Source organism: Streptomyces sp. GbtcB6 (assembly GCF_019091475.1).
Classification (GTDB): domain Bacteria; phylum Actinomycetota; class Actinomycetes; order Streptomycetales; family Streptomycetaceae; genus Streptomyces; species Streptomyces hyaluromycini.
This window is the reverse complement of the sequence record NZ_JAGXJL010000087.1, coordinates 1-21,479: the sequence shown is the minus strand read 5'-3', so window position 1 is coordinate 21,479 and position 21,479 is coordinate 1. Positions and strand designations below refer to the sequence as shown.

The 21,479-nt window shown below is 70.4% G+C and carries 19 protein-coding genes and 3 pseudogenes; 12 read left to right on the top strand and 10 right to left on the bottom strand.

All coding sequences use genetic code 11. From position 1 onward, the window contains the following. Positions 1-14: 14 nt before the first annotated feature. From KVT45_RS51810 to KVT45_RS51795, 4 genes are all read right to left on the bottom strand, one after another. Positions 15-782, bottom strand: a complete 768-nt coding sequence (locus KVT45_RS51810; RefSeq protein ID WP_308311138.1) for an FCD domain-containing protein — start codon at positions 780-782, stop codon at positions 15-17. A gap of 66 nt (positions 783-848) precedes the next feature. Continuing rightward, positions 849-1,616 (bottom strand): SDR family NAD(P)-dependent oxidoreductase, encoded by a 768-nt coding sequence (locus KVT45_RS51805; protein WP_217561528.1) that lies wholly within the window; start codon positions 1,614-1,616, stop codon positions 849-851. A gap of 10 nt (positions 1,617-1,626) precedes the next feature. Beyond that, positions 1,627-2,790, bottom strand: a complete 1,164-nt coding sequence (locus KVT45_RS51800) for an acyl-CoA dehydrogenase family protein (RefSeq protein WP_217561526.1) — start codon at positions 2,788-2,790, stop codon at positions 1,627-1,629. A 227-nt stretch (positions 2,791-3,017) separates the two neighbouring features. Further along, positions 3,018-3,926: a TetR/AcrR family transcriptional regulator gene (locus tag KVT45_RS51795; RefSeq protein ID WP_217561524.1), complete on the bottom strand. Its 909-nt coding sequence runs from the start codon at positions 3,924-3,926 to the stop codon at positions 3,018-3,020. A 167-nt stretch (positions 3,927-4,093) separates the two neighbouring features. On the opposite strand from KVT45_RS51795, the gene KVT45_RS51790 reads away from it, so the two are divergent. From KVT45_RS51790 to KVT45_RS51775, 4 genes and pseudogenes are all read left to right on the top strand, one after another. Beyond that, the gene (locus tag KVT45_RS51790; protein WP_217561522.1) at positions 4,094-4,957 is read left to right on the top strand and encodes an acyl-CoA dehydrogenase family protein; all 864 of its coding nucleotides are present in this window, start codon (positions 4,094-4,096) and stop codon (positions 4,955-4,957) included. Beyond that, on the top strand, positions 4,954-6,111 hold the full coding sequence (locus tag KVT45_RS51785) for an acyl-CoA dehydrogenase family protein (protein WP_217561520.1): 1,158 nt from the start codon (positions 4,954-4,956) through the stop codon (positions 6,109-6,111). Before KVT45_RS51790 ends, KVT45_RS51785 begins: the two co-directional genes overlap by 4 nt. Before the next feature lie 12 nt (positions 6,112-6,123). After that, positions 6,124-6,915, top strand: a complete 792-nt coding sequence (locus KVT45_RS51780; protein ID WP_217561518.1) for an enoyl-CoA hydratase — start codon at positions 6,124-6,126, stop codon at positions 6,913-6,915. 327 nt (positions 6,916-7,242) lie between these two features. Next, positions 7,243-7,440: pseudogene (locus KVT45_RS51775) on the top strand (VOC family protein); the annotation flags it as partial. A 350-nt stretch (positions 7,441-7,790) separates the two neighbouring features. Here KVT45_RS51775 and KVT45_RS51770 read toward each other — a convergent pair. Then, a complete protein-coding gene (locus KVT45_RS51770) occupies positions 7,791-8,201 on the bottom strand; it encodes a helix-turn-helix domain-containing protein (protein WP_217561516.1) in 411 nt (136 codons plus the stop codon). Between the two features lie 100 nt (positions 8,202-8,301). Between KVT45_RS51770 and KVT45_RS51765 the strand changes: the two are divergent. Then, positions 8,302-9,172 (top strand): annotated as a pseudogene (locus KVT45_RS51765) (alpha/beta fold hydrolase). Between the two features lie 15 nt (positions 9,173-9,187). Here the strand turns inward: KVT45_RS51765 and KVT45_RS51760 are convergent. The 5 genes and pseudogenes from KVT45_RS51760 to KVT45_RS51740 form a co-directional block, all read right to left on the bottom strand. Next, positions 9,188-10,028 (bottom strand): annotated as a pseudogene (locus KVT45_RS51760) (IS5 family transposase). A gap of 176 nt (positions 10,029-10,204) precedes the next feature. Then, on the bottom strand, positions 10,205-11,308 hold the full coding sequence (locus tag KVT45_RS58290) for a dihydrodipicolinate reductase (RefSeq protein ID WP_217561514.1): 1,104 nt from the start codon (positions 11,306-11,308) through the stop codon (positions 10,205-10,207). Next, the gene (locus KVT45_RS51750; RefSeq protein ID WP_217561512.1) at positions 11,305-11,832 is read right to left on the bottom strand and encodes a carboxymuconolactone decarboxylase family protein; all 528 of its coding nucleotides are present in this window, start codon (positions 11,830-11,832) and stop codon (positions 11,305-11,307) included. The genes KVT45_RS58290 and KVT45_RS51750 overlap by 4 nt, the downstream gene beginning before the upstream one ends. Beyond that, entirely contained in the window at positions 11,829-12,554 is a 726-nt protein-coding gene (locus KVT45_RS51745) for an SDR family NAD(P)-dependent oxidoreductase (RefSeq protein WP_217561510.1), read from the bottom strand. Before KVT45_RS51745 ends, KVT45_RS51750 begins: the two co-directional genes overlap by 4 nt. Beyond that, entirely contained in the window at positions 12,551-13,357 is an 807-nt protein-coding gene (locus tag KVT45_RS51740) for a TauD/TfdA family dioxygenase (RefSeq protein WP_217561508.1), read from the bottom strand. The genes KVT45_RS51745 and KVT45_RS51740 overlap by 4 nt, the downstream gene beginning before the upstream one ends. Positions 13,358-13,502: 145 nt before the next feature. On the opposite strand from KVT45_RS51740, the gene KVT45_RS51735 reads away from it, so the two are divergent. The 7 genes from KVT45_RS51735 to KVT45_RS51705 form a co-directional block, all read left to right on the top strand. Next, positions 13,503-14,234 carry an SDR family oxidoreductase gene (locus KVT45_RS51735; RefSeq protein ID WP_217561506.1) on the top strand — a complete coding sequence of 244 codons (732 nt, stop codon included), beginning with the start codon at positions 13,503-13,505 and terminating at the stop codon, positions 14,232-14,234. After that, a complete protein-coding gene (locus tag KVT45_RS51730; protein WP_308311137.1) occupies positions 14,231-15,697 on the top strand; it encodes an aldehyde dehydrogenase family protein in 1,467 nt (488 codons plus the stop codon). Before KVT45_RS51735 ends, KVT45_RS51730 begins: the two co-directional genes overlap by 4 nt. Further along, on the top strand, positions 15,694-16,899 hold the full coding sequence (locus KVT45_RS51725; protein WP_217561504.1) for a CaiB/BaiF CoA-transferase family protein: 1,206 nt from the start codon (positions 15,694-15,696) through the stop codon (positions 16,897-16,899). Before KVT45_RS51730 ends, KVT45_RS51725 begins: the two co-directional genes overlap by 4 nt. A 57-nt stretch (positions 16,900-16,956) precedes the next feature. After that, positions 16,957-18,339, top strand: a complete 1,383-nt coding sequence (locus KVT45_RS51720; protein ID WP_217561502.1) for an ABC transporter substrate-binding protein — start codon at positions 16,957-16,959, stop codon at positions 18,337-18,339. Positions 18,340-18,355: 16 nt separating this feature from the next. Next, on the top strand, positions 18,356-18,547 hold the full coding sequence (locus tag KVT45_RS51715) for a ferredoxin (RefSeq protein ID WP_089104827.1): 192 nt from the start codon (positions 18,356-18,358) through the stop codon (positions 18,545-18,547). 33 nt (positions 18,548-18,580) lie between these two features. Next, positions 18,581-19,951, top strand: a complete 1,371-nt coding sequence (locus KVT45_RS51710; protein WP_217561500.1) for a cytochrome P450 — start codon at positions 18,581-18,583, stop codon at positions 19,949-19,951. After that, positions 19,948-21,479, top strand: a 1,532-nt coding sequence (locus tag KVT45_RS51705; RefSeq protein WP_217561497.1) for an OB-fold domain-containing protein, incomplete at its 3' end; no start/stop codon positions are given. The genes KVT45_RS51710 and KVT45_RS51705, both read left to right, overlap by 4 nt.

Here is a 21,479-nt window from a genome sequence, read left to right as displayed (position 1 = left end):
GCCTTCGGGGTAGGTCAGCTTTCGGGGTCGGCCAGCTCCACGCGCTCGCGCACGTCCACCTCCGCCGCCGCGCGCGCGAAACCGCACACATGCCGGGCCATCCGCCGCATCGCCGCCGCCTCGTCGCCGGCCCGGATCGCGTCGGTGATCCGGGCGTGCGCCCGGGCGGTGACCTCACGGATGTCTGCTCCCGTGAACTGCTCCAGGTTCGTGGCCGCGTGGATCGACTGGGACAGCGCGCTCATGAACCCGATGAGCAGCTCGTTGTCGCCGGCCCGCGCCACCGCGTTGTGCCAGCGCACGTTCGCCCGCAGGAAGCGCTGGGCGTCGTCACCGGACTCCTTCAACTCCGCGTTCGCGGCGTCCAGTTCGGCCAGGTCCTGCTCGGTGCGCCGCCGCGCGGCCAGCGCGGCGCACGTCGGCTCGATCGCCTCCCGGGTCTCGTGCAGCGCCTCCAGCCGGATCTGCTGGCCACGGATCACCAACCGCACGGTGTTCGCCAGGGACTCGCGCCCCGGCCGGTGCACGAAGGCCCCGCCGCCGCGCCCCGGTCTGATCTCAAGCAGCCGCTCGACCTCCAGGATCCGCAGCGCCTCGCGTACGGTGGCCCGGCTCAGCCCGGTCTGCTCGACCAGCTGGCGCTCCGGGGGCAGTGCCGTGCCCTCGCTGATCTCGCCGGACAGGATCCGCTCCCGTACCTCCGCGGCCAGCACGTCCGACGCCTTCGGCACGGTCAGCGTGTCGAAGCGCGGGGTGCGGGGGGAGGGCTCGGCGCTGGGCACGGGTTCAGGCCTCTCGTCGTACATCCGTTTCGGCTGAACCATTCAACACAGGGACGTCCGGGGCTGTCACATGACCGTCCCCCCGTCGACCGGCAGCACCTGCCCCGTGATGAAGGAGGCCGCGTCGGAGGCGAGGAAGACGAACGCCCCCGCGACCTCCTCCGGCTCCGCCCAGCGCCCGAGCGGGATCCGGGCCAGCATCTGGGCGGCGAACTTCTCGTTCGTCCGGATGGTCTCCGTCATCGGGGTCGCGGCCAGGGGCGCGAGGGCGTTCACCAGGATGCGCCTGCGGGCCAGTTCGCGGGCCAGAGACTTGGTGAGGCCGATGATGCCGGCCTTGGCGGCGGAGTAGTTGACCTGTCCGAGGGTGCCGACGATCCCGGCCGACGAGGTGACGTTGATGATGCGGCCGCGTCCGTCGTCCGGGAGGTAGGGCAGCGCGGCCTGCGCACAGTGGAAGCTGCCCAGGACGTGGATGTCGAGGACCCGCCGGAAGGTTTCCTCCTCCAGGTTCGCGAACATGGCGGGCGCGGTGATGCCCGCGTTGTTGACGAGGATGTGCAGGGTGCCGTCGGCGAGCGCGGCCGCCCGGGACACCGCCGCGTCGGCGCTCGCGCGGTCGGTCACGTCGAGCGCGGCGCTGTCCGCGGTCAGCCCGGCCGCGGAGATCTTCCCGGCGACGGCGGCCGCGGCCGCCTCGTCGGCATCGGTCACGAGCACCGCCGCCCCGGCCCGGGCGAGCGCCTCGGCGACCGCCGAGCCGATACCGCCCGCGGCACCGGTCACCAGCGCCGAGCGCCCCGTGAGGTCGAACAGATCCGTTCGGTCGGTCATCCCCAACTCCTCAGTAGCTCCTGGGCAGTCCCAGCGTGTGCGACCCCAGATAGTTCAGGACCATCTCCTGGCTGACCGGCGCGATCCGCATCAGCCGTGCCTCACGGAAGTATCGGGCGACCGGGTACTCCTCGGAGTAGCCCATGCCGCCGTGGGTCTGCAGCGCCCGGTCGGCGGCGGTGAACCCGGCGTCCGCGCACAGGTACTTGGCGGTGTTCGCCTCGCGTCCGCACGGCCGGCCCTGGTCATAGAGCCAGGTCGCCTTGCGCAGCACCAGCTCGGCCGCGTCGAGCCGGGCGAGGGAGTCGGCGAGCGGGAACTGGATGCCCTGGTTCATGCCGATCGGCCTGCCGAACACCTCCCGCTCCCTGCCGTATCGCACCGCGTGGTCCAGGGCCACCCTGCCGATACCGAGCGCCTCGGCGGCGATCAGCATCCGCTCGGGGTTCAGGCCGTCGAGGAGGTAGCGGAAGCCCTGGCCCTCCTCGCCGACCCGGTCCTCGACCGGGATGCGCAGCTCGTCGATGAACAGCTCGTTCGACGTGACGGCGTTGCGGCCCATCTTCGGGATGGGGCGGATGTCGACCCGCTCGCGGTCGAGGTCGGCGAGGAACAGCGTCATGCCGTCCGTGCGCTTCTCCACCTCGTCGACCTTCGACGTACGGGTCAGCAGCAGGATCTTCTCGGACTCCATCGCCTTCGAGATCCACACCTTGCGGCCGCTGACGACGTAGTGGTCGCCGTCCCGGCGGGCGTACGTCGTGATGCGCGACGTGTCCAGGCCCGCGCCCGGTTCCGTCACGCCGAAGCAGACGTGCAGGTCGCCGTCCGCGATCCGGGGCAGCGTGCGCCGCTTGAGCTCCTCGGAGCCGTGCACGACGACGGGGTGCATGCCGAAGATCGACATGTGGATGGCGCTGGCCGCGTTCATTCCGCCGCAGCGGGCGACCTGTTCGAGCAGCAGCGTCGCCTCGGTGATGCCGAGGCCGTGGCCGCCGTACGCCTCCGGGATCGTGATGCCCAGCCAGCCGCCGCCCGCGACGGCGCCGTAGAACTCCTCGGGGAAGGCGTGGTCGCGGTCCTTCTCCATCCAGTACCGGTCGTGGAAGTCGCGCAGGAGACCGGTCACGGCCTTGCGGATCGTCTCCTGGTCCTCGGTCAGCTCAAAGTCCACGGCGGGGAACCCCTCTGCCGGCGGCTGATATGCGAAACATATCAAAGGTCAGACCGAAAGGCTCCGTCAAGAGGGCGCGGCTTCAAGGTCCGGCTCTGCCGGGGAAGTTGGGGGAGGGGGGCGGAGGGATCCGGGGGCGAAAAGATGTCGCTCACGGTACGGCGGTGGGTCCCGTGGCAGGCAAAAGGCCCCCGCAGGGATCCCGCGGAGGCCCTGGACCGGTCAGGTCACGCCTGGGAGCGGGCGGCCTTCGTGGCGGTGGTCGTCTTCTTCGCAGGGGCGGCCTTCTTCGCGGCGGCAGCCCGCTTCTGGGGCGTGGCCGTGGTCTTCTTCGCCGGGGCCGCCTTGCGTGCCTTCGCCGCGGTCGCCTTCGCCGCGGTCGCCTTCGTCGCGGGGGCGTCCTCGGCCGGTGCGGTCGTGTCCGGTGCGGTGGTGGCCGGCGCGGTCGCGGCCGGGTCCTCTGTCGTGCCGGGACCCCTGAGTCCGCCCAGGCAGAACGCCCACACCTCCTCGGCGGTGATGGGGGAGGGGTGGGCCCCGACCGGTGCCGCGGGGGCCTGGGCCGTGAACATCGCCGTCTGCATGATCAGGGACGCGGTGCGCCGCGGCTTCGCGGCCACGGCCTGACCGGCCTCGACGGCCTCCTCCACCAGCTCCGTGAAGTAGGCGAGCAGCGGCAGGTGGGCGGTGGCCACCTGGTCCGGGTGGGTGACCAGCAGCTGGATCGCGAAGTCGGTGAAGAGCGGCGACTGCTGGCCCTTGCGCGGCGTGGAGGAGCCGTACAGGAGGTCGACCGCGATCTTCAGCCGATCCAGCGGGTCCCGCCCCGCGGCGGCCTTCTCCCGGATCTCGGCGGCCGATGTGGAGAGCGCGTCCTCGAAGAGGGCGAGCAGCAGCTCGTGCTTGCCGTCGAAGTGCTGGTAGAAGCTGCGCAACGACTGCCGGGAGCGTTCCACGACCTCCTGCACGGTGAAGTCGGTGGTGCCCTTGTCGGCGATCAGCTCCTGGGCGGCGTCGAGGAACCGCTGGACGCGCTGCTCGGCGCGCAGCTTCGCGGCCCGGGTGGAGCGCTCGACGGCGCGCTGCCGCCAGGCGGGCTCGGGGGTCTCGACCGGTTCTGCGGGGACGGCACTCATGAGTAGAACGGTACTCCACGCATGTGAAAAGCAGGGGCACTCCCCCTACCGAATCGTCCTCTGTAAGAAACGAGACCATTACTTTCGTGTAGCGAGAATGCTATTCTCGCCCGACCCGGGCTCGCGCCCGGCGTGCGGCCACCGGTACGGACAGGGCGGAGGCGGGCGTGGAGTTCGAACTCGACGAGGACCAACAGCTGCTGCGGCGCACGGTGCGCGAGACGGTCGCCAAGGTCCGCGGCCGGCCCGAGGAACAGCAGTGGAGCACCTACCGGCGACTCGGCTGGCTGGAGGCGCCCCCGTTCGAACTCGCCCTCATCCTGGAAGAGTTGGGCTACGCCGCCGACCCGACCCCGTTTCTGGCCACGGCCACCTGGTTCGCCCCGCTGACCGGCCGTATCCCCGCGGGCAGCGGCACGGCGGTCTTCGACGGCGCCGGGCGGTACGTCCTGGACGCCGACCGCGCCGACGAGGTCGCCCTGCTCACGCCGGACGGGGTGGTCGTCGTACCAGGAGCCGAACTGGCGGTGCGGCGGGTCCCCGTGCTCGACCCGAACCTGCACCTGGCCCATGTCGAGGCCGTCGAGGCCGGTGCCCTCGCCGAGGGCGTGCCCGACCTGGCGTTGACCGGCCTCGCCGCCACCGCGGTCGGCGCCTGCCGCCGGATCCTCGACCTGACCCTGGACCACGTGAAGCAGCGGGTGCAGTTCGGCCACCCGCTCGGCTCTTTCCAGGCGGTCAAGCACAAGGCCGCCGACATGCATGTGGCGATCGAGCGCGCCCGAGCCCTCACCCACTTCTCCGCCCTGACCATCGCCGAGGACGACCCCCGGCGTACCCGGGCCGCCCACATGGCCAAGGCCGCGGCCGGAGAGTGCCAGCGCCTGGTCTTCCGGCACGGGCTGCAGCTCTTCGGCGCCATGGGCTTCACCTGGGAGAACGAACTCCAGTACCACCTGAAGCGGGCCCAGGCCTGCGACCTGCTCCTCGGCACCGCGTCCGCGCACAGGAAGGCTCTGCTGGCCTCATGAGACTCGCCGACGATCCCGAAGTGGCCGACTTCCGCGCCGAGTTCTCCGCCTTCCTGGACGCCAACCTCCCCGCCGAGGGCGCGGCGCGGGACCGCTCCCGCTCCAGCGCGCATGTCCCCGACTGGGCGCGCCGCTGGCAGCGCACCCTGTTCGACGCGGGCTGGCTGCTGCCCGGCCAGCCACCGGAGTACGGCGGGCGCGGTGCCACGCTGCCGCAACAGCTGGCTCACCTGGAGGAGTTGGCCCGCCGTCGGATCTACCACAGCTTCAACCCCCAGGGCCTCGGCATCATCGCTGCATCCCTGATCACCTTCGGGACCGAGGAACAGAAGCGCCGCTGGGCCGTGCCGATCCTGCGCGCCGAGATCACCGCCGCGCTCGGCATGAGCGAGCCCGAGGCCGGCTCCGACCTGGCCTCCCTGCGCACCCGAGCGGTGCTGGACGGCGACACCTTCACCGTCAACGGCCAGAAGATCTGGACCTCCGGCGCCCATGACGCCGACGTCCTGCTCGCCTTCGTCCGCACGGACCCCGACGCCCCCAAGCACAAGGGGATCAGCGCGTTGCTGATCCCCACGGCCATCGAGGGCGTCGTACGGCGACCCTTCGGCTCGATCGCCGCCGAGGACGATCTCGACTTCAACGAGGTGTTCTTCACGGACGTCCGGGTGGCGCGCGAGAACCTCGTCGGGCCGCTGAACGAGGGCTGGCGGGTGGCCAACGGCTCCCTGGGGCACGAACGCACCCTGCTGTGGCTGTCGTTCGCCGAACGCCTGGAGGACCTGGTGCAGGACGCCGCCGACGTCGGCGCCGGCCAGGACTGGTACGCCACCCTCCTCATGGACCTCCAGGCGCTGCGGCTGCTCGGCTACCGGCAGCTCGGCCCGGACCGGGACCCCGCCGAGCTCTCCGTGCTCAAGCTGCTCGGCTCGGAGGCCGTCCAGTCCGCCTCCCTGCACGCCCTGGAGGCCCACGGCGCCGATGCCCTGTCGCATCCCGCCCGCACCGGGCCGTACCACCACATGAACAACGAGGCGTTCATCTCCAGCTGGTTCGAGCGGTACGTGCGCAGTTTCGCCGGCACCATCGCGGGCGGCACCAGCGAGATCCAGCGCAACATCGTCGCCGAGCGCATCCTCGGCCTGCCGCGATAGAGGACACCCGCCATGGACCAGATCCTGTACGACGCCGAGGACGGCATCGCGACGATCACCCTCAACCGCCCCGAGGCCGCCAACGCCCAGACCATGGCCCTCCTCGACGACCTCGACGCCGCCTGGACGCGCGCGGCCAGGGACGAGGAGGTGCGGGTGGTCGTGCTCAGGGCGAACGGCCGGCACTTCTCCGCAGGCCACGACCTCAAGGACCGCTGGCCCGGACCGGATGAGATCACCCTGGAGTGGATCTACGACGCCGAGACCCGCCGGTACCTCGAATACTCGCTGAAGTGGCGCAACATCCCCAAGCCCACCATCGCGGCCGTCCAGGGCAAGTGCATCGCGGCCGGGCTGATGCTGTGCTGGCCGTGCGACCTGATCGTGGCCGCCGAGAATGCGGAGTTCTCCGACCCGGTCGTCCACATGGGTATCGGCGGGGTCGAGTACCACGGCCACACCTGGGAGCTGGGGCCCCGCAAGGCCAAGGAGATCCTCTTCACCGGTCGCCCCCTGACCGCGCACGAGGCCGAACAGGTCGGCATGGTCAACAGGGTCGTCCCCCTGGCCGAACTCGGCTCGGCGACGGACGAGTTGGCGATGCGGATCGCTCAGATGCCGCCCTTCGGCCTGCGCCAGGCCAAGCGCGCGGTGAACCAGACCCTCGACGTACAGGGCTTCTACGCCGCCCTCCAGTCCGTCTTCGACATCCACCAGACCGGGCACGGCAACGCCCTCAGCGTGGGCGGCTACCCGATCCTGACCCGGCTGGACGAGATGAAGGACCGCCTGAAGCAGGGCTGAGAACCGATGAGGGTGCTACTTGCGCCCCGGCGCATGGCAACCTCCCCACCGGCTGGGCAGGCAGGCTCGATGCGCATTCTTGGCACAACTCCGGCCAGGAGGGGAACCTCGGTGCCACGTCGGAGTTGTCAGAACCGTTCTCGAACTCTTGATCGCGCGACCGCCAGACAGCCCTGAGCAGGACGCAGGACCCTGGCCATCGGCGCAACTCCCCGCCAGCGGCGATGTGTTGGCCTGGTGCCAGTGCCCGGCTCATGCCATCCTGGCGCGCGGTCCTGGTGCGCACTGGTGGTCCACGGCTGTCGGGGGCGGGATGCATAGGTATGACCTCGTCTGTGGTTCCAACTCGTGCCAGAGGGCAAGGATGGGAAGAACCGTGTGCACTTGGACCTGCTTGCTGTGGACCCAGAGGTCGAGATCCAGCGTCTGACTGCTCTCGGTGCGACCGTTCAGGCCCGGCATGCGGACAACATCGTCCTGGCAGATCCCGAAGGTAACGAATTCTGCCTGTCTCTAACGGATTGATGACCGTTGGGAAGCTACTCGGATCCGCAATGATCTCCACGTGGCTGGTGTGATCACGGCGTCGGAGTCGGCTTAGAACAACCGCGGATAGGTGCCCTCGACGGCCGACTTCGGGATCTTGGTGCACTTCGGGCAGAACCGGGAGATGCCCCCTCGAACACCATCTCCCCGTTGTCCTTCACCAGCTCCTTCGTCGCCAGCCACCGCGCCGGCGATTTCCCTTCCATCTCCTGCTCGCCCAGCAGCCCGCAGTACCGCCGGCGACCTGACAAAGCGACGTGGTATCAGGGCGGCGACGCCGGCTGCATCGAGTACCCCAGCCACCAGTACTGAGCGCGGAACCGGCCTGCCTACCCCCCATCGGCCTCCTGGTCGGCGGCTTCGTTGGCGCGGTCGATCTCGGCCATGTGCTCCTCCGCCCAGGTCCGCAGCCCCGCAAGCGCGGCTTCCAGGGACAGCCCGAGTCCGGTGAGTCGGTAGAAGACCCGCGGCGGCACGGTCGGTTCGACCCGGCGCGACACCAGCCCGTCGCGGGTCAGGCTTCGCAGCGTCACGGACAGCATCTTCTGTGAAACGCCGGGCATCCGGCGTCTCAGCTCCGCGAAGCGCACCTCGTCCGGTGCGGCATCGGCGAGCGTCTTGACGGCCATGGACGTCCACTTCGTACCGATGCGGTCCAGCAACTGTCGCGTCGGGCAATGGGGATCGAACAGATCGCCGCGTACCCCGCGACCGGCGGCCCGGGCTCCTCGGGTGGTCACCTGTGGCTCACCACCTTCCCTGAAAGTGCCGTCTAGGAAGCGGTCGGACAGTTACCTATCGTTCTGTGGTCACCAATGGTAATCAGCCGGAGAAGCCGTCATGCCCGTCACCACCGCACACCACCTGCGCCGCATCGCGACGAACGGCGTCCAACTCAATGTCGCAATCGCCGGGGACGGACCTGCGGTTCTCCTGCTGCACGGCTTCCCGCACACCTGGCAACTCTGGAGCGGCATCATGGACCGACTCGCCGGGCAGTACCGGGTCATCGCCCCGGACCTTCGAGGCTTCGGTGCCAGTGCACGTGCCATCGAGGGTTACGACGCAGGCACCCTCGCCGCCGACGCCGAAGGGCTGCTCGACGCACTCGGCGAGCCCTCGGCAGCGGTGGTCGGCATCGACGCGGGCACCGCCCCCGCCGTCCTGCTCGCGCTGCGCCGACCCGGCCTCGTCCGGCGCCTGGTCGTGATGGAGGCACTGCTCGGCCGCCTGCCCGGAGCAGAGCACGTCGTCGTGGGGGGTGCCCCGTGGTGGTTCGGCTTCCACGGCGTCCCCGGCCTCGCCGAGACCGTCCTGGCCGGCAACGAGGCCCCGTACATCGACTGGTTCCTCGACTCGGGGACGCTCGGGCGAGGAGTACCCGACGACATCCGTGCGGCCTTCGTCCACGCGTACACCGGGAGCGAAGCGCTGCGCTGCGCGTTCTCCTATTACCGGGCCCTGCCCACCAGCGCGCAGCAGATCCAGGACGCCGTCGCGACCGCTCGGCTGACCATGCCCACCATGGCCGTCGGCTCTCACCCCGTCGGCACCGGGCTCGAACGCCAACTCCGGTCCCATCGCGGATGACCTGGTCGGACACCATCTCCAGGACTGCGGCCACATCATCCCCCTCGATCGCCCCGACGCATTGTTCGCGCTCCTTGCTCCCTTCCTCTCCGCCGATCTGCCGATCTGCCGAAGTGACTGAAGCGGGGCAGAAGGATCACGGTCGGCGGTTCGGGCGTTCGTCCCAGCGGTGAGTTGTCCAGGACCGCCGGATCAGGCTGCGCACGGTGATGATTGCGTCGGTGAGGTCGAAGAAGGCATAAATGACAGTGGCGCGACGCTCGTAGCACCGGGCGAGACGGTGAAAGGCGTTCTGCCACGCGTGAGTGCGTTCGACGTGCCAACGCCGACTGGCCTGAATGGGCGCCTTCTCCCCCTTGTGCGCGATGCGTCCGCAGGCCGCGTTCGCTGAGCAGAGCGCGGGTGGTGTCCGGGTCATAGCCGGCGTCCAGGTGCACGGTGATGATGTCGGGCAACGGGCCGAGGCCCTCCAGACGGTCCAGAGTCGGAGCGAGCAGCGGAGAGTCGTGGCGGTTGGCACCGGCCAGGACACGGCCCAGCGGAATGCCGTATCCATCCGTCATGCCCGAGCGCTTCAGTCCCTGTTTGCCGCGGTCGGCCGGTGAACGTCCGGTGGCCTCCCCGCCTCCAGGTGCCTTGGTGATCGCTCCGTCGACGGCGATCTGATCGAGGACGAGACCGACGATCCGGTCGTAGGACTCCAGTGCGAGCTGCATGAGCCGGGCGAAAACGCCCAGTCGTATCCATTCGTCGCGGCGGCTGCGGATCGTGGTGGCCGAGCAGGTTGTGTCGGCGATCGCCTCGTAAGAACAGCCGAAGCGCAGGAGTTGCAGCATCTTGTCGAAGATGATCCGGTCGCTGATGCGTCGGCGGTGGCAGCCGAGTGGATGGTCCGGGTGGTACTCCGGCCGCTCGGGCAGCAGGGCTGCGAATTGGTCCCAGAGCGGTTCGGTCAGCCATGCTGGAAGGGCGGGCACAGATCTCCCCAGTGATCACAGAGCGTCGCAACTCCTTGATCGCCGGGACCTGTGCCCGTCTGTTGCCGGTGTCCCCAACCGCGCCTATCCGCGCGACCTCTTAATTCGGTGACAGCGGCAGCCGTGGGGGGTCTCCCGACGGGCTGTTCGAGCACTCACCGATGGCGCGGTGGCGGTCACCTGGGCGCCGGACTGATGCCTTGAGCCGTCCGGGCACTTGCTCTGAGGTCCGCGGTGAACAGGGGGAGGTCCACCGTCGTACGGATACCGGGGGCGGCCGCGCACACGGCGGGCACGGCGTTGACCGCCCGGTGCGCGGTGTAGCCGGGGGACACGGCGGCCAGCCGCTCCAGCGGCACCGGGAACCGCATGTCGACGTCCAGGGGCGTGTCGCCGTCGACCTTCAGGTGCCAGCCGGTGGGACGGAGGTCCCAGGCCTCGTCGAGGTCCGTGGTGCAGTACCAGGTCGCGTTGAACTCCAGCAGCGTACGTCCGGCGTGGCGACCGGAGAGCGTGATGCGCTGCGCGGCCACCGTCCCCGCCCGCAGGACTCCGGCGGCGATGGCGGTCGTGCGCACGGCGGTGGCGACCCGGCCCTGGGCCTCGACGGATTCGAGGGGCAGGCCCAGAGCATCGGCGACCAGCCGCAGGGAGGGCTCGAAACCCGAGCGGATGTGCGCCAGGCGGCCTTCGTCGAACGCACCGTCCGGCGGCCCGCCGAAGCCCATCACGTCGAACAGCAGCCCCGGCGAGTTCCGCCGGGACAGATCGGCGTACTCGTGGATGGTCAGCTTCTTCAGCCGTCGCTGCACGGAGGCCAGGACGAGCGGTACCGCCTCGGTGATGAAGCCCGGGCTGCTGCCCGTGGCGTGCAGCGAGGTGCCGCCCCGCCCGCAGGCCTCCTCGACTCTGCCCCTGAGGGCGGGATCCAGGCCGGCCGGGTGGTGGAATCCGCCCGCCGTGGTCACCACGTTCGCTCCGGACGCCAGCAGGGCGCACAGTTGGTCGTGGTCGGTCCCCCGGGGCATGTAGAGCACGCAGTCGGCGCGCAGCCGGAGTATCTCGTCGGGGTCGGCGGTGGTGACGACTCCCGTCGGGCCGGTCCCGCAGAGCTCGCCGGCGTCGCGCCCGGCCTTGTCCGGACCGCTGACGAACACTCCGGCCAGCGTCATGCGCGGATGGTCGAGAACGGCACGGAGCGAGCGCGTACCGATGTTTCCGGTGGCCCACTGGACGATCCGGAGGGGCCGGTCCGGGTGCGGGGGACGCTGCGTGCTCACCCTTCTCCGGCCATCCCTCCGTCGTCCATGCCCGCATCGGGTTCCACACCGAAGGTGTTGTACGCCATGGCCTGCAGGCGGTACGCGCCGACGACGAACACGAACTCCATCAGTTGTCGTTCGTCCAGTTCCTTCGCCAGTTCCGCGTAGAGCGCGTCGGAGAGCGAGGAGGTGGTGTCGAGTTCGTCCACCGCCCTGTTCACCAGGGTGTCCGCGCCCCGGCGCACCTCTTCCACCTCCTCGTCCGAAACGCCGGCCTCCCGGGCCAGCAGGACGTGATGCGCCCATTCGTACCGGCAGCGGTTGCGCCAGGCGACCCGGAGGACCGTCAGCTCGCGCATCCTGTCCGGCAGCGTGCCGCGGTAGACCAGTTGGGTGCTGAACGTCAGGAACGCCTTGGCCAGGCGCGGATGGTTCAGCAGCAGACCGAGGGCGTTGGACGGCGGGACGGTGCGGCCGCCCGTGAGCGGCCGCAGGACCTCGGCGTCCCACTCCTCGTACGGTATCGGCGACAGCCTCGTCATGTGTTGCGGCCCCCGTTCACGCCGATGATCTGGCCGGTGATGTAGCCGGCCTCCTCGCTCACCAGGAAGGAGCAGGTCGCGGCGATGTCCTCGGGCCGGCCGACCCGGCGTACGGGGGTGCGCGCGATGTGTTCCTCGATGGTGCCGCCGAGGCGCTGGTTGCGCTCGGCCGTGCGCAGCATCGGGGTGTCGATGAAACCGGGCGGGATCGCGTTGACGGTGATACCGCGCGGCCCCAGCTCCAGTGCCAGGGACTTGGTCAGTCCGTTCACCGCGGATTTGGCGGCGACGTAGTGCGCCATGAACGGCTGTCCGGAGTGCGCGCTGGACGAGGAGATGTTCACGATCCGGCCCCAGCGGCCTTCCCACATGTCCGGCAGCGCCGACTGCACGCAGTGGAACACCCCGTTGAGGTTGACGTCCACGACGCGCTGCCAGTCGGCGAAGGAGAGCTGGGCGAAGCGGGTGAAGCCGTCCCGGCCGGCCGCGTTGACCAGCACCGAGACCGGGCCGAGACGCTCGCGCACCGCTTCCATCGCCTTGTCGACCTGGGCCCGGTCGGTGACGTCGACGGTGAACGCGCAGTCGTCGGTGCCGGGTGCGATGTCCAGGACGGCGACCTTCAGTCCGTCGGCGGTCAGACGGCGGACGATGGCCTGACCGATGCCGGAGGCGCCGCCGGTGACGACCGCCGTGCGGGCCGCTTCCGCTGCCCCGCTCATGCGAACGCCTCGTCGCCGACGACGGTGGTCCGGTGCAGCAGCCGCTCGGAGCTCTCGTCGTACGGCAGCGCCCGGTGCAGGATCCCGGTGTTGTCCCACACGACCAGGTCGCCGACCGCCCAGTCGTGGGTGTAGCGGAACCGCTCCTGGGTGGTCCAGTCGAGCAGGTCGTCCAGGAGGGCGCGGCTCTCCTCGGGGTCCATGCCGACGACGTGGTCGGCGGTGGCGCCGGCGACAAGGGAGCGGCGGCCGTCCCGGCGCCGCCACACCAGAGACATCTCGTGAGCCGGCTGGGTGCGCCAGCCGGCCAGCTCCTCCAGGGTGGGGTCCGGGGTCACCAGCCGCTGCGCCGCCTCGAAGGTGTGCACCACCCGCAGGGTCTCGTAGCGTTCGCGGTCCTTGACCGGCAGGTTCTCGTACGCGGCGTAGGTGCTGGCGAAGTCCGTGCCGCCGCCGACCGTGGCCACGTGCCGGGCGGTGAGCGTGGTCGCCTTGACGGGCACGTCGTCGCTGGTGCCGTCGAGGTGCCAGAAGAAGGCGCCCTTCAGGTACTTGGCGCTCGCGCTCTTCGCCGGATTGATCGAGATGGGGAAGATCTCCTGGCCGCGCAGCGCGACCACCTCGCCGAGCCTGCGGCTGAACGCCAGCTGCTGCCCGTCGTCGAGGTGCAGCCCGCGCACGACGAGCACGCCCCGCCATTTGAGCGCCTCGACGCAACGATGAACGAAGGTGTCGTCGAGCGGGTCCGTGACGCCCGTGAACTCCACGCCGAGCGAGGGGCTCACGGCCTTCGAGTCGATCATGGAAACTCCCCTTTCGTTGGTGAGAACCTTATTCTCCAGGCGGTTGCAGCGGGAAGTGCAAGAGCATCAGATTCTTCTTGTTCGAGTCCTTGATTCGCTCAAAATGAGAATGTAGTTTCCAGACCAACCGAGCATGGAGGCTGCGATGCGGTTGAAGAACAAGGTCGTGATCGTCACCGGGGCCGGCCAGGGCATCGGTGAGGGATACGCCCGGGCGCTGGCCGCCGAGGGCGCGCGGGTCGTGGTGGCGGACCTCAACGAGGAGCAGGGCAAGCGCGTCGCCAAGGACATCGGCGACGCGCTCTTCGTCGCGGTCGACGTCGCCGACCCCGCCTCCGCCGAGCAGCTCGCCGCCGCCGTGATGGCCGAACACGGCACGATCGACCACCTCGTCAACAACGCGGCGATCTTCCACGGGATGCGCCGCGAGGGCGTCGTCACCGTCGACTACGACTACCTGGACCGGTTCCTCAAGGTGAACCTGCTCGGCGCGCTGTACGTCACCCGCGCCGTGCTGCCGCACCTGAAGGAGGGTGCGGCGATCGTCAACCAGTCGTCCACCGCGGCCTGGCAGGCCACCGGCTTCTACGGGCTCGCCAAAGCCGGCATCAACCACCTCACCGTCTCGCTGGCCTCCGAACTCGGCCCGCGCGGCATCCGCGTCAACGCCATCGCGCCCGGACCGACGGACACCGAGGCCACCCGAAGCATCATCCCGGAGGCGCACCGCACGGCCATGGTGCAGTCCTTCCCCCTCAAGCGCATGGGGACCCCCGCGGACCAGGCGGGCGCGCTGGTGTTCCTGCTCTCCGAGGACGCGGCCTGGGTCACCGGCCAGGTGCTCGCCGTGGACGGCGGATCGCTGGTGCGGCTGTGAGCGCGCCCGCCGGCAGGTCCCAGCTGATCGACGGCAAACTCCTCACCGCCGACACCACGTTCCCCACCTACAACCCCGCCACCGGTGAACTCCTCGGCCACGCCCCCGACGCCACCACGGCCAACGCCGAGGCGGCCGTCGCCGCCGCCCGCCGTGCGTTCGACACTACCGACTGGTCCACGGACCGGGACCTGCGGCTGCGCTGCCTGCGCCAGCTCCACCAGGCGCTCGACGAGCACCGCGAGGAACTGCGCGAACTGACCATCGCCGAGGTCGGCGCCCCCCGCCAGCTCACCCACGGGCCCCAGCTCGACGAGCCCATCGGCATCGTGAAGTTCTACGCCGACCTGCTGGCGAGCTACGAGTTCACCGCGGACCTCGGCGAGATCGAGTCGCGCGGCCAGCGCCACCACCGCTGGGTGGAGAAGGAGGCGGCCGGCGTCGTCGCCGCGATCCTGCCGTACAACTACCCCAACCAGCTCGCCCTCGCCAAGATCGCCCCCGCCCTCGCCGCGGGCTGCACCGTCGTCCTCAAGGGCGCCCCGCAGACTCCGCTCACCACCCTCGCGCTCGGTGAACTCATCGCCGAGCACACCGACATACCCCCCGGCGTCATCAACGTGCTGAGCTCCGCCCGCCCCGAGGTCGGGGAGCTGCTCACCACCCATCCCGATGTCGACGTGGTCACCTTCACCGGCGCCACCACCACCGGCCGTCGGATCATGGCCGCTGCCGCGGACTCCGTGAAGCGGGTCTTCCTCGAACTCGGCGGCAAGTCAGCCATGATCATCCTGGAGGACGCCGACTTCGTGAAGGCGGGCATGTTCGCCGCGTTCACCATCTGCTCGCACTCCGGCCAGGGCTGCGCCCTCACCTCGCGGCTGCTCGTGCCGCGCGAACACCACGACCGCATCGTGCAGTTGGTCGCCGCGGGCATGGCACGCGTCACCGTCGGCGACCCGACCGACCCCAAGACCACCATGGGCCCGCTGATCAGCGAGCAGCAGCGCGACAAGGTCGACGGCATGGTGCGTCGGGCCGTCGAGGCGGGCGCGACCCTCGTGCGGGGCGGCAACCGGATCGAGCCGGGCTACTTCTACGAACCCACCCTCCTGGCGAACGTCGACCCGGACAGCGAGATCGCCCAGGAGGAGGTCTTCGGACCCGTCCTCGCCGTGATCCCCTTCGAGGACGAGGAGGACGCGGTCCGGATCGCCAACAACTCCCGCTACGGCCTCTCCGGCGCCGTGCACAGCGCCGACGACGAGCGCGCCATCCGTCTCGCCCGCCGCATCCGCACCGGCACCTTCTCCATCAACGGCGGCAACTACTTCGCCCCCGACGTGCCCTTCGGCGGCTACAAGCAGTCCGGCGTCGGCCGGGAGAGCGGGCGTTCCGGATTCGAGGAGTTCCTGGAGGAGAAGTCCTTCGCACGGGTCGTCGTACCCGTGGAGCAGGCATGAAGCCGCTGGAGGGCATCCGGGTCCTGGAGGTCGCGATGTACGGCTTCGTGCCCTCGGCCGGGGCCGTGCTCGCCGACTGGGGCGCGGACGTCGTCAAGGTCGAGCACGCCGTGAACGGCGACCCGCAGCGCGGACTGCGCCAGACCGGCACCTTCAGGGTCGACGGCGATCCCAACCCCAACGTCGCCCATGCCAACCGCGGCAAGCGGTCCATCGGCCTCGACATCTCCCGGCCCGAGGGCCGTGAGGTGCTGCACGAACTGGCCAGGGACGCCGACGTGTTCCTGACCAGCTTCATGCCCGCCTCCCGGGCCCGGCTCGGCATCGACGTCGACGACATCCGCGCCGTCAACCCCCGCGTCGTGTACGCCCGGGGCAGCGCCCTCGGGCCGCGCGGCCCCGAGGCGGACAGGGGCGGCTACGACATGACCGCCTTCTGGGCCCGCGCCGGCACCGCCGCCAGCATCACCCCGCCCGGCACCGAGGGCCTGATCAGCCCGCCCGGACCGGCCTACGGCGACACCATCTCCGGCACCAACCTGGCCGGCGGCATCGCCGCCGCCCTGCTGCGCCGCGAGCGCACCGGGGAAGCGGCGGTGGTGGACGTCTCCCTGCTCGGCAGCGGCCTGTGGGCGCTGGGCCACGCCATCGGGCTCTCCCTGCACCTGGAGCGGGCCTGGGAAGGCGTACGGCCCAGCGCCCACGGTTCGCCCCGCAACCCGCTCTCCGGGCTCTACCGGACGGCCGACGACCGCTACATCTCCTTCGTCATGCTCCAGCCGGTCAGGTTCTGGCCGAGTGTCTGCCAGTGCCTGGGACGGCCGGATCTCGCCGAGGACCCCCGGTTCGCGACCGGCGAGGCCATCGCCGAGCACACCGAAGAGGCGGTGAAGATCCTCCGGGAGATCATCGCGGGCGGCACCCTCGCCGAGTGGTCCGAGCGGTTCGCCGCCCTCGACGGGCCCTGGGCCCCCGTCCAGGACACCCTCCAGGCCGCCGCCGACCCCCAGGCCCGCGCCAACGGCTACCTCGGGCGGGCCGGTGACCTCGAACTCGTCGCCAGCCCCGTCCAGTTCGACGTCGAGGACACGCGCCTCGGCCCCGCACCGGAGTTCGCCGCGCAGACCGAGGAGATCCTCGCCGAGCTCGGCTACGACTGGGACCGCATCCTCGCCCTGAAGGCGAGCGGCGCGGTCACCTGACCCCGCACTTTCGCACCTCCCTCGGACGACGGCGTCCGAGCCCTTCGAGGAGGCACCATGCGCAGGCTGCTGATCGGCGCGGTCACCGTGACCGCGGTGCTGCTGGCCGGCTGTTCGACCAGATCCGACGACGGCACGCAGTCCGACGCCGGGACGGCGACGCCCGCCGCGGGCGCGTCCACCGCATCGGCCGACTTCGGCACCTTGAAGAACGTCTGCGGCCCCGGCACCGCCAAGTCCTCGTCCGTCCAGGGCGTCAGCGACACGAGCGTCCAGGTCGGCGTCATGTCCGACATCGGCTACACCAAGAACTCCGAGTTCCCCGACGCCGCCAAGGTGTTCACCTCCTGGTGCAACGCCGCAGGCGGCATCAACGGCCGCAAGATCGTCGCCGTCACCCGGGACAGCGCGCTCACCCAGGTCCGCCAGGCGGTCCTGGAGGCCTGCAAGTCCGATTTCGCGCTGGTCGGCGGCGGCTCCGCGCTGGACGCCCTCGGGGTGCAGGACCGCCTGAAGTGCCTGCTGCCCGCCTTCCCCGCCCAGTCCAGCCAGATCGGCGCCATCGGCTCGGACCTCCAGGTCCTCTCCGGCGGCGCCGCCCCCGGCTACTTCCAGTACGCCGGCTACTACACCTGGCTGCTGAAGGACAAGTACCCCGACTCCGCGCAGCAGGTCGGCATCATCTCCGGCGACTCCCCCGTCACCAAGGTGATGTCCGCCCAGTTCAAGGAGGCCGTCGGCGGCCTCGGCGGGAAGGTCTCCTACAACGACCTCTACCCGGCGGCCGGCGTCTCCGACTGGACCCCGTACGCCCAGTCCATCAAGAACAAGGGCGTCAAGGGCCTCGTCTTTCTCGGGGACTTCGCGAGCCTCGCCAAGCTGGAGCAGGCGCTCACCGACATCGGCTACACGCCCGACTGGATCGACGCCAACAGCAACGCCTACGGTCCCGCCTTCCTGCAACTCGCCGGCCCCGCCCTGGCCAAGCAGCACAACTACGCCGAACTCTTCGCCACCGCACCGCTGGAGAGCGCCGCCGACAACCCGGCCACCCAGCAGGTTCTCGACCTCTTCAAGAAGTACGCGCCGGGCAAGCAGGTCACCTACCCGGTACTGCGTGCCTTCTCCGCCTGGCTGCTGTTCGCCGCCTCCGCCCGGGACTGCGCCGAGCTGACCCGTACCTGCGTGTACGACAACGCGGTCAAGCAGACCGCCTGGACCGGCGGCGGACTCCAGGCACCGGCCGACCTGAGCAGGTCGGACCTCCCCTCGAAGTGCTACACGATCGTCGAGGCCACCGCGAAGGGCTGGCAGCTCGCGGACTTCAAGCCCACCACCGGTACCTACCGCTGCGACGCCCCCACCTACAAGTACAAGGCCGACTACGGCAAGCCGGCCACCCTCGCGAGCGTCGGCAAGTCGATGGCCGACCTGAAATGAACCGGAGGTGAGACACGTGAAGGTACGCGTCGACCCGGAGCGCTGCCAGGGCCACACCTTGTGCGCCATGCGGGCGCCGAAGGTCTTCGAGCTGAGCGAGATCGACGGGCATTCCTCACCGGTCACCGAGGACGTCCCCGCCGACCAGGAGGACGCGGTGGTCGAGGCCGTCCGCTCCTGCCCCGAACGCGCCATCAGCGTGTTCTGAGCCGCACCCGGCGGACCGAGAGGAAGCCACTCCATGACGACCGCACCGGACGACACCGGCGACGAGGCCCGAAAGCAGCCCCGGGTCCACTTCGACCGGCACGCCCCCGAGTACCGGCACCACTTCGAGGAGAAGACCCAGGAGTTCCACGGCGGCTGCCCGCTGGCCTGGTCCGACACCTACGGCGGCCACTGGGTGGCCGCCGGCAACCGCGAGCTGCTCGCCTTCGCCCGGGCCGGCGAGCAGCTCTCCAACGACCATGACGTGCACGGCGAGCGCCGCGGCTACCAGGGCATCAGCATCCCGGCGCCACCGCGCGGCAGGGGCCTGCGCGGCGGCTTCCTGGAGATGGACCCGCCCGAGCAGCGCGCCTACCGCAACGCCCTCAACCCCTATCTCTCCCCGGCGGCGATCAAGCGCTGGATCCCGTTCATCGACGAGGTGACCCGGGCCTGCCTCGACGAACGGATCGAGAGCGGGCGTATCGACTTCGTCGACGACCTCGCCAACATCGTCCCCGCCGTCTTCACCCTCGCCATGATGGGCATCCCGCTGAAGAAGTGGGAGCTGTACAACGAACCCGCCCACGCCGGCGTCTACACCCCGCCCAACTCCCCGGAGATGGCCCGGGTGGTGCAGGCCCACATGGCGATGATCAAGGACATCACCGCCACCCTCCAGGAGGTCCGGGCGACCCCGCGCCCGGGCCTCGCCGACGCCCTCGCCCGCATGGAGATCGACGGCAAGGCTCCGGCGGAGAGTGATCTGATCGGTGCCCTCGCGCTGCTCATCGGCGGCGGCTTCGACACCACGACCGCGCTGACGGCGCACGCCCTGGAGTGGCTGTCCGAGCATCCGGAGGAACGGCAGCGCCTCAGCCGGGAGCGCGACACCCTCCTGGACACGGCCACCGAGGAGTTCCTGCGCTACTTCACGCCGGCGCCCGGGGACGGCCGTACGGTCGCCGAGGACTGCGAGATCTCGGGCAAGCAGTTCAAGGAGGGCGACCGGCTGTGGCTGTCCTGGGCGATGGCCAACCGGGACCCGGCGGTCTTCGCCGACCCCGAACGCGTCGACCTCGCCCGGGGCGGCAACCGGCACACCGCCTTCGGTCTCGGTATCCACCGCTGCATCGGCTCCAACGTGGCCCGTGCGGTCTTCAAGCGGATGCTGCTCCATGTCCTCGACCGTGTCCCGGACTTCGTCTGCGATCCCGAGGGCACGGTCCACTACGAGACCATCGGCGTCATCCAGGGCATGCGTCACCTCCCGGCGACCTTCACCCCCGGCCACCGGCTCGGCCCAGGCCTCGCGGAGACCCTGGAGACCCTCCAACGCGCCTGCGACGAGCAGGGGTTGGCGGAACCGGTGACGGTACGCAAGGCGGAGGCGAAGCTCCGTTGAGCACGCCCGACGAGCAGCTTGGAGCCGTCCGCCCCCGGCCCGTGACCGTCCCGGAGACCGAGTTCTTCTGGACGTCCGGCCGCGACGGACGGCTCCGCTTCCGCTCGTGCGGCTCCTGCTCGTCCCTGATCCACCCGCCGCAGCCGGTCTGCCGGTACTGCCGGGGCCGCACCGGCGACCTCCGCGAGGTGTCGGGCCGCGCCACGCTCATCGGCTTCTCGGTCAACCACCGCTTCCCGTTCCCGGGCCTGCCCACCCCGTTCGTCGTCGCCCAGGTGGCGATCGAGGAGGACCCGCGGGTCCGGCTGACCACCAACGTCGTCGGCTGCACACCGGAGGAACTACGGCTCGGCATGTGCATGGAGGTCGTGTTCGAGCAGGTCGACGACGTCTGGCTGCCGCTGTTCCGGCCGTGCGCCGACCAACCCCCACCCGCACCGCTGCCCACCGACGAACCCGCACCCGAACACATCCGGGAACACGTCCGTACGGCACCGGCCTCCCGCAGATTCGAGGAGCGCGCGGTCATCAGCGGTGCCGGAGCCTCCCGGATCGGCCGCCGCCTCATGGTCCCGCCCCTCGAACTCACCGTGGAGGCCTGCGAGAAGGCCGTCGCCGACGCCGGACTCACCTTCGACGACATCGACGGCCTGTCCACCTACCCGGGGGGCGGTGCCTACGGCGGCTTCGCCGAGGGCGGGATCACGGCACTGGAGTCGGCGCTCGGCATCCGCCCGGTCTGGCACAACGGCGCGGGGGAGACCTTCGGCCCCGGCGGCTCGCTGATCGCCGCGATGCTGGCGGTCGCGGGCGGCCTGGCCCGGCACGTGCTGTGCTTCCGTACGGTCTGGGAGTCGACGTACGCCGAACTGCTGAAGCAGGGCAGGATCCGCGCGGCCCAACCGGCCGGCCCGGAAGGGTGGTTCAAGCCCTTCGGCGCGGTCTCTCCGGCGACGATGCTCGCGATGAACGCCCAGCGGCACATGCACCGCTACGGCACCACCCGCGAGACCCTCGGCTGGATCGCCCTCAACCAGCGCGCGAACGCCGCCCGCCACCCGGACGCGATCTACCGCGACCCGCTCACCATGGACGACTACCTCTCCGCACGCACCGTCACCACCCCCTTCGGCCTGTACGACTGCGACGTCCCCTGCGACGCCGCGACCGCCGTCGTCGTCTCCGCCGCCGAGACGGCCCCCGACCTGCCCAAGCCCCCGGTCCGCTTCGAGGCCGTCGGCACCCAGATCCTCGAACGCCCCGAGTGGGACCAGTCCACCCTCACCCACGAACCCCAGGTACTCGGCCAGGCCGCCCACCTCTGGACCCGTACCGACCTCGGCCCCGCCGACGTGGACGTGGCCCTCCTCTACGACGGATTCACCTTCAACTGCCTGTCCTGGATCGAGGCGCTCGGCTTCTGCGGCATCGGCGAGGCCCGGGACTTCCTGGACGGAGGCAAGCACATCGCCCGCGACGGGGTACTGCCCCTCAACCCGCACGGCGGCCAGCTCTCGCACGGCCGCAC

Bases quoted from the DNA above. Each gene is read 5' to 3' on its own strand.
- KVT45_RS51805 (WP_217561528.1), bottom strand. From the start codon at position 1,616: ATGACCGACCGAACGGATCTGTTCGACCTCACGGGGCGCTCGGCGCTG.
- KVT45_RS51795 (WP_217561524.1), bottom strand. From the start codon at position 3,926: ATGAGTGCCGTCCCCGCAGAACCGGTCGAGACCCCCGAGCCCGCCTGG.
- KVT45_RS51785 (WP_217561520.1), top strand. From the start codon at position 4,954: ATGAGACTCGCCGACGATCCCGAAGTGGCCGACTTCCGCGCCGAGTTC.
- KVT45_RS51780 (WP_217561518.1), top strand. From the start codon at position 6,124: ATGGACCAGATCCTGTACGACGCCGAGGACGGCATCGCGACGATCACC.
- KVT45_RS51750 (WP_217561512.1), bottom strand. From the start codon at position 11,832: ATGACGAGGCTGTCGCCGATACCGTACGAGGAGTGGGACGCCGAGGTC.
- KVT45_RS51745 (WP_217561510.1), bottom strand. From the start codon at position 12,554: ATGAGCGGGGCAGCGGAAGCGGCCCGCACGGCGGTCGTCACCGGCGGC.
- KVT45_RS51740 (WP_217561508.1), bottom strand. From the start codon at position 13,357: ATGATCGACTCGAAGGCCGTGAGCCCCTCGCTCGGCGTGGAGTTCACG.
- KVT45_RS51735 (WP_217561506.1), top strand. From the start codon at position 13,503: ATGCGGTTGAAGAACAAGGTCGTGATCGTCACCGGGGCCGGCCAGGGC.
- KVT45_RS51725 (WP_217561504.1), top strand. From the start codon at position 15,694: ATGAAGCCGCTGGAGGGCATCCGGGTCCTGGAGGTCGCGATGTACGGC.
- KVT45_RS51720 (WP_217561502.1), top strand. From the start codon at position 16,957: ATGCGCAGGCTGCTGATCGGCGCGGTCACCGTGACCGCGGTGCTGCTG.
- KVT45_RS51710 (WP_217561500.1), top strand. From the start codon at position 18,581: ATGACGACCGCACCGGACGACACCGGCGACGAGGCCCGAAAGCAGCCC.